Source organism: Herbinix hemicellulosilytica (assembly GCF_002904165.1).
Classification (GTDB): Bacteria; Bacillota; Clostridia; order Lachnospirales; family Lachnospiraceae; genus Mobilitalea; species Mobilitalea hemicellulosilytica.
Map to the genome: position 1 here is coordinate 437,400 of NZ_CVTD020000008.1, position 11,781 is coordinate 449,180.

At 38.2% G+C, this 11,781-nt stretch carries 9 protein-coding genes; all 9 read left to right on the top strand.

The features are described from left to right. Window positions 1-28 precede the first annotated feature (28 nt). The 9 genes from polA (at window position 29) to HHT355_RS03005 (ending at window position 11,770) form a co-directional block, all read left to right on the top strand. Complete coding sequence (gene polA, locus HHT355_RS02965) at window positions 29-2,695, top strand: DNA polymerase I (RefSeq protein WP_103201958.1); 2,667 nt, start codon at window positions 29-31, stop codon at window positions 2,693-2,695. Window positions 2,696-2,719: 24 nt separating this feature from the next. After that, window positions 2,720-3,313, top strand: a complete 594-nt coding sequence (gene coaE / locus HHT355_RS02970; protein ID WP_103201959.1) for a dephospho-CoA kinase — start codon at window positions 2,720-2,722, stop codon at window positions 3,311-3,313. A 107-nt stretch (window positions 3,314-3,420) separates the two neighbouring features. After that, on the top strand, window positions 3,421-4,212 hold the full coding sequence (locus HHT355_RS02975; RefSeq protein ID WP_103201960.1) for an MBL fold metallo-hydrolase: 792 nt from the start codon (window positions 3,421-3,423) through the stop codon (window positions 4,210-4,212). Between the two features lie 97 nt (window positions 4,213-4,309). Then, window positions 4,310-4,582 carry an ACT domain-containing protein gene (locus HHT355_RS02980; protein ID WP_103201961.1) on the top strand — a complete coding sequence of 91 codons (273 nt, stop codon included), beginning with the start codon at window positions 4,310-4,312 and terminating at the stop codon, window positions 4,580-4,582. Between the two features lie 16 nt (window positions 4,583-4,598). Then, window positions 4,599-5,963 (top strand): PFL family protein, encoded by a 1,365-nt coding sequence (locus tag HHT355_RS02985; protein ID WP_103201962.1) that lies wholly within the window; start codon window positions 4,599-4,601, stop codon window positions 5,961-5,963. 147 nt (window positions 5,964-6,110) lie between these two features. Further along, window positions 6,111-7,571, top strand: coding sequence for an aminoacyl-histidine dipeptidase (locus HHT355_RS02990; RefSeq protein ID WP_103201963.1), 1,461 nt, complete (start codon window positions 6,111-6,113; stop codon window positions 7,569-7,571). A gap of 53 nt (window positions 7,572-7,624) precedes the next feature. Continuing rightward, window positions 7,625-9,271: an LCP family protein gene (locus HHT355_RS02995; RefSeq protein WP_103201964.1), complete on the top strand. Its 1,647-nt coding sequence runs from the start codon at window positions 7,625-7,627 to the stop codon at window positions 9,269-9,271. A gap of 267 nt (window positions 9,272-9,538) precedes the next feature. Beyond that, on the top strand, window positions 9,539-10,432 hold the full coding sequence (locus tag HHT355_RS03000; protein WP_242967505.1) for a M23 family metallopeptidase: 894 nt from the start codon (window positions 9,539-9,541) through the stop codon (window positions 10,430-10,432). Window positions 10,433-10,582: 150 nt separating this feature from the next. Then, the gene (locus tag HHT355_RS03005; RefSeq protein ID WP_103201965.1) at window positions 10,583-11,770 is read left to right on the top strand and encodes a cysteine desulfurase family protein; all 1,188 of its coding nucleotides are present in this window, start codon (window positions 10,583-10,585) and stop codon (window positions 11,768-11,770) included. Window positions 11,771-11,781 lie beyond the last annotated feature (11 nt).

Here is an 11,781-nt window from a genome sequence, read left to right on the forward strand (position 1 = left end):
TTTCGCAGTATAAGCTGCGAAAATCGATATGAACGAAAATAAGAAGCTGGTATTAATTGACGGACACAGTATATTGTTCAGGGCATTTTACGGACTGCCGGATTTGACGACGTCCAAAGGGCAGCATACCAATGCCATATTGGGTTTTTTAAATATTTTATATAAAATTCTGGATGAGGAAAAGCCGGATTATCTGGCGGTTGCTTTTGATACCCATCACCCTACTTTCAGAAACGAAATGTTTGACGAATATAAAGGGACCAGAAAGCCCATGCCGGACGAACTTAGGGAACAGGTTCCGGTAATGAAAGAGCTTTTAAAAGCTATGAATATATCGGTTATTGAAAAACCCGGATTTGAAGCGGACGATATATTGGGTACTTTGGCTACAAAAGCAGAAAAAGAGGGATATCAGGTATCTTTGGTTTCCGGTGACAGGGACCTTTTGCAGCTTGCCAGTGACAAGATTAAGGTGCGGATACCGAAAACCAAACAGACCGGTACCGAAATAGAAGATTATTTTGCTAATGATGTTATGGAGAAGTATAATGTTACGCCTAAACAGTTTATAGATATGAAGGGCCTTATGGGAGACAAATCGGATAATATTCCGGGTGTGCCCGGTGTAGGCGAAAAAACGGCTCAGAAACTGATAGTAGAATACAAGTCCATTGAAAATCTTTATGAGCATATTGATGAGTTAAAACCCGGCAAAATAACAAACGCTTTAATGGAAAATAAGGAACTGGCCTTTTTATCTAAAAAACTTGCCACAATCTGCACAGATTGCGACCTTATGTTCAATATAGAAGAGGCCGCATTAAAAGATATATATAATGAGAATGTTTATATTCTGTTTAAGAATTTGGAATTTAAGAGTTTGCTTGCCAGATTCCAGTCGGTTGAAATAAACCGTTCTTTAAATATTGAAGAAAACTTTAAAGTTATAGATAACCTTGGAGAGGCAGAGAGGATATTTAACCTTATATATTCCGAAATTTCATCAGGAAATAAGAAGCCGGTAGGCATTCACATGCTTATCGATAACGGTGAACTTCTCGGGGTATCTCTGTGTTTCGGAGAAAAGGATGTATATGTTATTTTACGCCATGGACTTATAACAGAAGATTTTCTTACAGACCGGGTGGAAAATATAGTTAAAAATAAGATTGGCCTTGCGGTTATCGGGTTAAAAGAGCAGCTTAAGTATATTAAGGTAACGGAGGATGATTCTGTCTTTGACAATGCCATTGCGGCATACCTTCTTAATCCGTTAACTGATACCTACAACTATGATGACATAGCCAGGGATTATCTTGGAATGACGGTACCGTCCCAGGTGGATTTGCTTGGCAAAAGCAAATTAAAAGATGCAATGGAAAATAATCCAAAGGAGTTTGGCTTGTTTGCAGGCTACAACGCATATGTGGCGTACGCGGCAGCTTCGAAATTAAAGGATAAACTTATCGAAACAGATATGCTTAAGCTTTATGAAGAAATTGAAAGGCCTTTGATTTTTACCCTGTATGACATGGAAATCAGAGGTATTCGAGTTAATAAAGAAGCTTTGAAGGAATACGGAGACCAGCTTGAAGTTGGAATTTTGTCTCTGGAAAAACAGATATACGAACTGGTTGGGGAAACTTTTAATATCAATTCGCCAAAACAGCTGGGAGTAATTCTGTTTGAGAAGCTAAGGCTTCCTTTTGCAAAAAAAACCAAAACCGGCTATTCCACCGCAGCAGACGTGCTGGAAAAATTGCAGGGAGAACATCCCGTAATATCCATGATTTTGGAGTACAGGCAGCTTACTAAGCTTAAATCCACTTATGCGGACGGTCTTGCATCATATATTAGGGAGGACGGCAGGATTCACGGAAAATTCAACCAAACTATCGCCGCTACCGGAAGGATAAGCAGTACCGATCCGAATCTTCAGAATATCCCAATAAAGATGGAATTGGGAAGAAAAATAAGAAAGGTATTTATTCCTGAAGATGATTATGTGTTCCTCGATGCGGATTATTCCCAGATTGAGCTTAGAGTTCTTGCCCATTTGTCCGGAGATGAACGGCTGATTAATGCCTATAACGAAGCAAAGGATATCCACCGGATTACCGCATCGGAGGTATTCCATACTCCTTTTGAAGAGGTAACCCCCCTCCAAAGAAGCAATGCCAAGGCTGTAAATTTCGGTATTATTTACGGGATAAGCTCTTTCGGCCTGGGACAGGACCTAAACATTACAAGAAAAGAAGCTGAAAGATATATTGAAAAATATTTTGAGACTTATCCTAAGATTAAAGAATACCTGGATGGATTGGTGGCTAAGGCAAAAAAAGACGGGTATTCCACAACCCTTTTTGGCAGAAGAAGGCCTATTCCTGAACTTACCTCAAGTAATTTTATGCAAAGATCATTCGGGGAACGGGTTGCCATGAATTCCCCTATCCAGGGGACAGCAGCGGATATAATAAAGATTGCCATGAACAGGGTTAACAGAAGGCTCAAAGACAGCAATATGCGGTCACGCCTTATACTCCAGGTTCATGATGAACTGCTTGTTGAAGCCCATAAAGATGAAGTTGAAGAAGTTATGAAAATAATGACTGAGGAGATGCAGGGGGCAGCCAAGTTAAAAGTGCCTTTGGAAACGGAAGTTAAAATCGGAAACAACTGGTATGAGGCTAAATAAGGGACTATAAAGGGGCTGAAATTTATGAAAGTTATCGGAATTACCGGAGGAATTGGCAGCGGCAAATCCTTAGTGGCTGATATTATGATAAAAAAATATAATGCTCATTTTATTAACACAGACAAAATAGCTTATGAGCAGATGCTGCCCGGAGGAGTAAGCTACAAAGGGGTGGTTGATTACTTCGGCAAGGAAATTTTAAATAAAGACGGTACCATCGACAGAGGCAGGCTGGCGGAGATTGTTTTCAATGACAGGGAAAAACTTTTAAAGCTTAACAGCCTTACTCATCCGAATGTTTTAATAGAAGTAAAAAATGAAATTGAGAAAAAAAGAGCTGAAAAAAATGTACCTTATTGTATAATAGAAACTGCATTGATGATAGAATCCGGATATGATTCGGTATGTGATGAGGTTTGGTATGTCCATTGTCCGGCGGATATAAGAAGGCAAAGGCTAAAAAATAGCAGGGGTTACAGCGATGAAAAGATAGATTCTATCTTTGCCAGTCAAAGCAAGGAAGAGGACTTTTTTGGAAAGTTTAATAAAGTCATTTATAATGACGGAAAGAACGAAGATTTGGAAAAGCAGATAGAGGATTTACTTGTTTGTTCTTGACAAAAAGATTCATATGAGGGATACTTGGTTAGAATGTACTATGAGCTTAGTATGTTTAATTTTAGACAAGTACGGAAAAAACATTACTTTAAGATAGGAAGATTGACATGAAGTTATTCAGCATAGCAAGCGGCAGCAGCGGAAATTGCATATTTGTAGGCAGTGAAAATACAAATCTGCTGGTGGATGCAGGAATAAGCGCAAAAAAAATTGAGAACGGGCTAAAATTAATTGACATTCATCCGGATACAATCCAGGGAATATTGGTGACCCATGAACATATAGACCATGTATCGGGGATAGGTGTAATGGCAAGACGGTATAATATACCGATCTATGCTACATATGAAACCGCCATGCAAATATGCAGGATGAAAAGCCTCGGGGAAATACCTGCCGAACTGTTTAGGTTTGTAAAACCGGACCAATCTTTTTCAATAAACGATATAAATATTGAACCTTTTTCCATTTCTCACGATGCCGCAAATCCGGTTTGTTACACCATGAGTGCGGACGGCGAGAAAATCGGTATAGCAACGGATTTGGGCAAATATGATGATTATATCTTATCAAAGCTTAAAGATTCGGATTTGTTGATGATAGAAGCCAATCATGATATAAATATGCTGTTGGTGGGAAAATATCCGTACTATTTAAAACAAAGGATACTGGGTGACAAGGGCCATTTGTCCAATGATACGTCTGCAGATTTAATAAGTAAATTGATTTCAGGGAAAAAACAACATATTATATTGGCCCATTTAAGCAAAGAAAATAATTATGAGGAACTGGCTTACGAAACAGTACTTTGTGAATTAAACAAGGCAGGTTTCAGTTTGGGAGACTTTTCTTTAAGAGTAGCTCACAGGGACGTACCTTCGGATTTAGTAGTTATTTAATAATTAATCAAGAAATTCAGAAGATATTTTCTTTTGACAATAAACCATAGGTCTTTTATTCTATTAGAAAAGCTAAAATCGGAAAGGTGATTTTATTATGAAAAGAACTGTTATTACAGTTGTAGGTAAAGATAAAGTGGGTATAATTGCAAGAATATGTACATATCTTGCGAACAACGGGATAAACATCCTGGATATTTCCCAAACAATAGTGCAGGAATTTTTTAATATGATGATGATAGTAGATACTTCTAATACTCCTAAAAGTTTTGAAGAAATAGTGGAAGAACTGGATCAGATCGGTAAAGAAATCGGAGTGGTTATAAAAGCCCAGCGGGAAGATATTTTTGATAAGATGCACAGAATATAGATAGGAGAATTGGTTTATGATTAATTTGCATGAAGTCATTGAAACCAACAAAATGATTGAACAGGAAAATCTTGATGTCAGAACCATTACTTTAGGCATTAATCTTTTAGATTGCGCAGGGCCGGATTTGGCAGTGGTAAAGCAAAAAATATATGATAAAATCACAAGAATTGCAAAAGATCTGGTGGCAGCAGGAAACAAGATACAAAGAGAATATGGAATTCCTATTGTTAATAAAAGAATAGCAGTTACACCCATAGCCTTAATAGGGGCAGCCTGCTGCAAAACTGCGGATGATTATGTTTCTATTGCCGAAATCCTGGACAAGGCGGCTGAGGATGTTGGGGTTAATTTTATCGGCGGTTATTCTGCCATTGTATCAAAGGCCATGACTGCTTCCGATGAACTTCTGATTAGATCAATTCCTAAAGCCCTTTCCGTAACACAGAGGGTTTGCAGTTGTGCAAATGTTGGCTCAACCAGGACCGGTATCGATATGAATGCGGTCAAACTCTTAGGCGAGATTATTCTGGAGACCGCAAAACTTACCAAAGACAGGGATTCTATCGGATGTGCCAAACTGGTGGTATTTTGTAATGCACCGGATGACAATCCCTTTATGGCAGGTGCTTTCCACGGTATATCCGAAGGCGATGCGGTTATAAATGTAGGTGTCAGCGGGCCCGGAGTTGTAAAAAAGGCTTTGGAAGCTGCCAGAGGGGCAGATTTTGAAACCTTATGTGAAACCATAAAGAAAACCGCATTTAAAATAACTAGAGTAGGGCAACTGGTGGCTCAGGAAGCATCCAAACTCCTTAATATACCTTTTGGAATTGTGGATTTAAGTCTTGCTCCTACACCGGCAGTAGGTGACAGTGTGGCGGAAATACTTAAAGAAATGGGACTTGAATACGCCGGTGCACCGGGGACGACTGCGGCACTTGCCCTTTTAAACGATCAGGTAAAAAAGGGTGGCGTTATGGCATCTTCTTTCGTAGGAGGCTTAAGCGGCGCTTTTATTCCGGTAAGTGAAGATCAGGGAATGATTGATGCCGTAGAAGCAGGAGCTCTTTCCTTGGAGAAACTGGAAGCCATGACTTGTGTATGTTCCGTAGGACTTGATATGATAGCCATACCGGGAGATACAAAAGCGACTACAATTTCAGGAATAATTGCAGACGAAATGGCTATAGGCATGGTAAACCAAAAGACTACGGCGGTACGGATAATTCCTGTATACGGTAAAAAAGTCGGTGACAGGGTTGAATTTGGCGGCCTTCTTGGGCATGCTCCTGTTATGCAGGTTAACGGTTTTGGATGTGATGATTTTATTAACCGGGGAGGAAGGATTCCTGCACCGATTCACAGTTTTAAAAATTAAGATTGCTTTTTATGTTTCTACTCAAGATAGTATATTGTCTCATAAATATAGAATTATAGTTATAAATTTTATATTGAAGGATTTAATACTAAAGGAGATAATATAAAATAGACATGATATAACTTTTGAGGAAGGACAGGGTATATTATGGATAAATATTTGGAGCAAATAGATTATAAGGGCATTTTCAAATTTTTCAGTGAGATTTCAAAAATACCAAGGGGATCGGGAAACGAAGAGGAAATAAGTAAATACCTGGAAGAGTTTGCAAAAGCCCGCAATTTAGAGTATAATAGGGATTCAGCCAACAATATTATAATCATAAAAGAAGCTACTCCCGGTTATGAAGATGAGCCGGCAATTATGCTTCAGGGTCATATGGATATGGTCTGCGAAAAGAAGAAAGACAGCACTCACGATTTTACTAAGGATCCAATAAAGCTTTTGGTTGACGGGGATTACCTGCATGCGGACGGTACAACTTTGGGTGCTGACAACGGCATAGCGGTTGCTTATATAATGGCCCTGCTTTCGGATGAGAATTTAAAACATCCAAGACTTGAAGCTGTTATTACAACCGATGAAGAAGTGGGAATGCACGGGGCTAAGGCTTTGGATCTTTCAAACCTTAAGGCCAAATATATGATCAACTTAGATTCAGAGGAAGAAGGATATTTGCTGGTAAGCTGTGCGGGAGGACTTACGGCAACCTGCACCCTGCCTATAAATCGAATAGTAAAAAAAGGCAGAAAGATTTCTGTAAATATAGGTGGTCTTAAAGGTGGCCATTCGGGAATAGACATTGTTAATAACAGGACCAATGCTAATAAACTTTTGGCAAGGTTATTGTTTGACTTAAAGAAAAAATGTTCTTACAGCGTCCTTCATATGGAGGGAGGTTATAAGGACAATGTAATAACCCGAGAGGCATTTGCAGAAATTGTCATCGAACCGGAAGCGGATATGTATCGTCAAATTACAAATGAGATTGATGAAATTATGGAGGTATATAAAAAGGAATTAAGAAGCAGTGAGCCTGATCTTAATTTTTCCGTAAAGGATTTGGGTGAAGGTGAATTTAGTGTGCTGGATTCCGAATCTTTTGAAAAATTACTTTTCCTCCTGGTGCAGATCCCATACGGTGTACAGGTAATGAGTTCCGACATAGAAGGACTGGTTGAAAGTTCCTTGAATCTGGGGATTTTCCGCCTGGAAGATAAGCAGGCAATAGTCTGCAGTTCCGTAAGAAGCTCCAAGAGCAGTTACAAGAAATATATTCGTGACCGGCTGGAGTATCTTGTAAGCTTCCTTGGCGGAAGTTTTGAAGTACGTTCCGAATATCCGGCATGGGAGTTCAGTAAAGAATCAAAACTCAGAGAACATTTGCAAAAGCACTATAAACAGATGTACGGGAAAGAAATGAAAGTAGAAGCTATTCATGCAGGCCTGGAATGCGGTTTGATAGCTGAAAAAATGCCCGGCCTTGATATAGTTTCAATCGGACCTGATATGGAACGGGTTCATACTATTGAAGAACGACTCAGCATTTCATCTGCTATAAGGGTATATCAATTTCTTGAACGTGTAATCGAAGATAAAATCCGGTGAGGATAAGTTTGCACAATTAATATTAAACCTAAGTTTTTATAGGAGATGAAGATATGTCAAAGGGCGATACGCATGACGATTTTGATTTTGGACCGGAGTTTGAAATGAACTTCCAAAAAAATATTGATAATATTTTAAAGCTGGATAACGACGGAACAGACGATGCTGTTAAGGGGGATTTAAAATATCAGCCTGATAGGGATGAAAACTCCGGGAGTGTTAAACTTGAAGATAACAATAACAATAATAATATGAATACCACAGATAATGGGAATGAAAAACTTTCAGATGTAAATTCTTTAAATAATGCTTCTACAGATAAAGAGGATGTTGATAATTCTCTGAAAGAAGCTTCTTTGGATGATGAAAACAACAGCTTTCAGGATAATCTTAAAGAAAATACGCCAAATACGGGTATTCTAAATGAAAACCCGTCAGCTGAAAATTTGACGGATGAAAAATCAGAATCTGAGGATGCAAGCAGTGAAAATGTTGCAGCCATGGAGCTTGCGGCTGCCGGTGAAACCTTAGATGAAACCTTAAGCACAATCAGCGATTCTTTGGCTAAGCAGATCAGTGAAGAACTTCAGAATCTTGAGGCTGAACAGAAAAAGAAGAAAAAAAGAGCCAGGATGATGAAGGTCCAGATAGGCATTATGGCCGGATTGCTGGTATTACTCGGTATGGCTTGTTTTCTTGGGTTTACAAAACCCGGAAACGAATTGCTGCTTAAGATGGGTATAAACATAGTAGGAAAAATATGGGATGCGGGGACCCAGGATTTTACCGACAATACAGATGTTGAAGAAGACGTAGATTATCTGGAAGAAGAAGATCTGGCATCCACTAACGAAGAAATCGATCCCGATACGATAGTTTGGCCGGATCATCCCGGTTACGGAAGGCAGGAAGAGGGAGTTTATAATATCCTTCTTTTGGGTGAAGAAGCTATCGGTTCTGGTAGTGCAAGAGGAAGGACAGACCTTATTATTATAGCAACATTAAATAAAAATCAGAAATCCATAAAACTGACCTCCTTAATGAGGGATTTGTTGGTTCAGATACCCGGATACAAAGACAATAAATTAAATTCCGCCTATGAAAAGGGTGGTATTGACCTTCTTTATGAAACCATAGCCTATAATTTCAATTTAAGGATTGACGGGTGTGTATTGGTAAACTTTGAAAACTTTGAAAAGATTATAGACTTGCTCGGAGGTTTGGAAATTACTTTAACGGCAGGAGAGGCCAGGTATTTAAATAGTACCAACTATATTTCAAATCCCAAGTATAGGAATGTAAAAGAAGGAAAACAGTTGATGAACGGCAACCAGGTACTTGGTTATGCCAGAATAAGAAAAAGAGCTACCATTACGGGAAATAATAACGACTATGGCAGAACCGACAGACACAGAATAATACTTAATGCCATCTTTGAAAAATATAAGACTAAGAGTGAGTTGGAACTGGTGTCTATTATGCTTAAGGTTTTGCCTTTGGTTAAGACCGATATAGACAGTAAGACGTTTGAAAAGCTTATAAGCACTTTCATTGAAATGGGTACAATGGAAATAGAACAACTTCGTATTCCCGCTGACGGTACATTTACCGATAATGTCAAGGTCAGGGGTATGGACGTTCTAATACCTGATTTAACTGAAAATATTAAAATACTGCATGAATTTATTTTCGGAAATTAAGGCATGCAAAATTTTGAAGGAAATTGCTTGAATTATCGGTCATAAAAATTACTTTCTTATATAATAAAATTATTAAGAATAAAATTAATTTCTAAATTAAAAATTTTAAATAATTCTATATAAAAGATAATAGCATAATGCATGGCAAAATCTTGATAGGGTTTTGTCATGCATTATTCAAGTGTGTAAAGTCATAAACAACCTGCTTTTTTCATATATTTATTAGTCCGAATAATGGAACAATATAAGTGGAAAAGGTAGGAAGTTATGCAAAAGTATAAGTCGTCTTTTTTTGTTTTATATACTTTTACTTTACTGCTTATTACTCTGTTTGTAACCGGAAGATGCCAAAAACTTATAATTTCTGAGCTGCAAATAAGGGATATACTTGCAAAAGAGTTAAATTACGATGATTTTCGTAATGTCCGGATTAGCAAAAGAAACCTTGACAGGATAGTAAAAATATCGGATAAATATATAGGGTCAAATCCCGGGATTAGAAAATATCCTTATATGAATTATATCGGGTATTTAACATTTTCCATGATGATGGCTGATTTTGACCTGGTTGCAGGCAGGGTACCTGATGCAGAAACATTTTTTAGGGGTATCGGTAGGGTAGCAAATACAATAACATTCAGAGAACTATATTCCTATTATAAGGCCATTTTTTCGGATATTAAGTATTTTCCCATACCTAATATGGGAAAAGATGCGGATACAGTATCTTATGAAGACAGCTGGTTTGCTCCAAGAACCTATGGGGGCAACAGAAAGCATGAAGGAACTGACATAATGGCGGGAAATAATATACGGGGGTATTTTCCTATTGTAAGCATAACAGACGGAGTTGTCGAAAAGATGGGTTGGCTTGAAAAGGGTGGAAACCGTATCGGTATCCGTGCAAAAAACGGTGCTTATTTTTACTATGCCCACCTGCATACATATGCCCCCGATCTGAAAGAAGGAGATTATGTGGTGGCCGGACAGCTTCTGGGATTTATGGGAGATTCCGGTTACGGCAAGGAAGGGACCATAGGAAAATTTGATGTTCATCTCCATTTGGGGATTTATGTTCCTTCTGGTAATACGGAGATGAGTGTAAATCCTTATTGGGTTTTGAAAATTTTAGAGAATAACAAAACGGATATGGTACATTAATGGTTGTAATAATTCTTTTATAATAAATAATTTCATTGGAAAACATACTATAATATAGTATAATTATAGTTATTATTGGATTTAAGTTGATTAATATCTTATTTTATGTTAGAGACGATTTTATTTGGACTGAGTAAGAGGGATTATCATATGGAAGTATATTTGGATAATTCGGCAACAACAAAAATAACCGACCGGGTACGGGATATAATGATAAAGGTTCTGTATGAGGATTACGGCAACCCATCCTCAATGCACAGGATGGGGGTAAATGCAGAAAAATATATGAAGGAAGCTGCACAAATTATAGCCGACAGCCTTAAAGTTGAACCGAAAGAGATAATATTCACATCAGGCGGAACGGAGGCTAATAATCTTGCTCTGATAGGAACGGCAATGGCATATCAAAGGCGGGGCAAACACATTATCACAACAAGGATTGAACATCCTTCGGTGCATCAGCCCCTTTTATATCTTGAAGAAAACGGATATAAAATTGATTTTATTCCGGTAGACCGTACCGGAAAGATTTTTAAGGACAAGCTTTATAATGCTATTAATGATGAGACTCAGATTGTATCCGTAATGTTCGTAAACAACGAAATAGGATCTGTTCAGGATATAGAAGAAATTGCAAGAGAGATTAAAAAGATTAAGAATGATATAATATTTCACGTAGATGCGGTGCAGGCTTTCGGCAAATACAGAATTCATCCAAGGAGAATGGGTATAGACCTTTTGTCCATAAGCGGCCATAAGATACACGGGCCTAAGGGAATCGGAGCCTTATATGTTAATGACAATATAAGATTAAAACCGATTATTTTTGGAGGCGGCCACCAAAGAGGCTTAAGGTCAGGTACGGAAAATGTACCGGCTATTGCCGGCTTAGGACAAGCGGTTAAAGATATATATGAGAACTTTGAGCAAAAAGTAAACAAAATGTATGAGTTAAAACAGCTTATAATTAAAGAATTAAGCGGGCTTGACGGGGTAACTATAAACGGGCTTCCTGAGGAATGCGAAAGTAATTATGAGATGGAACATATAAAAATGACGGCACCCCATATTGTTTCGGCAAGCTTTGAAGGTGTAAGAAGCGAAGTATTACTTCATGCCCTGGAAGATCGGGGAGTATATGTTTCATCAGGCTCAGCCTGCAGTTCCCATCACCCGCAGCCCAGTGCAACTCTTTCTGCAATAGGCATACCTAAGATTCTTTTAGATTCTACAATAAGGATTTCAATTTCGGAGATGACTACCGAAGAAGAGATACAATATGCGATAGAGCAGATTATGGATTTAGTTCCGAAATTAAGAAGATATACAAGAAGATAAAGGCACAGACA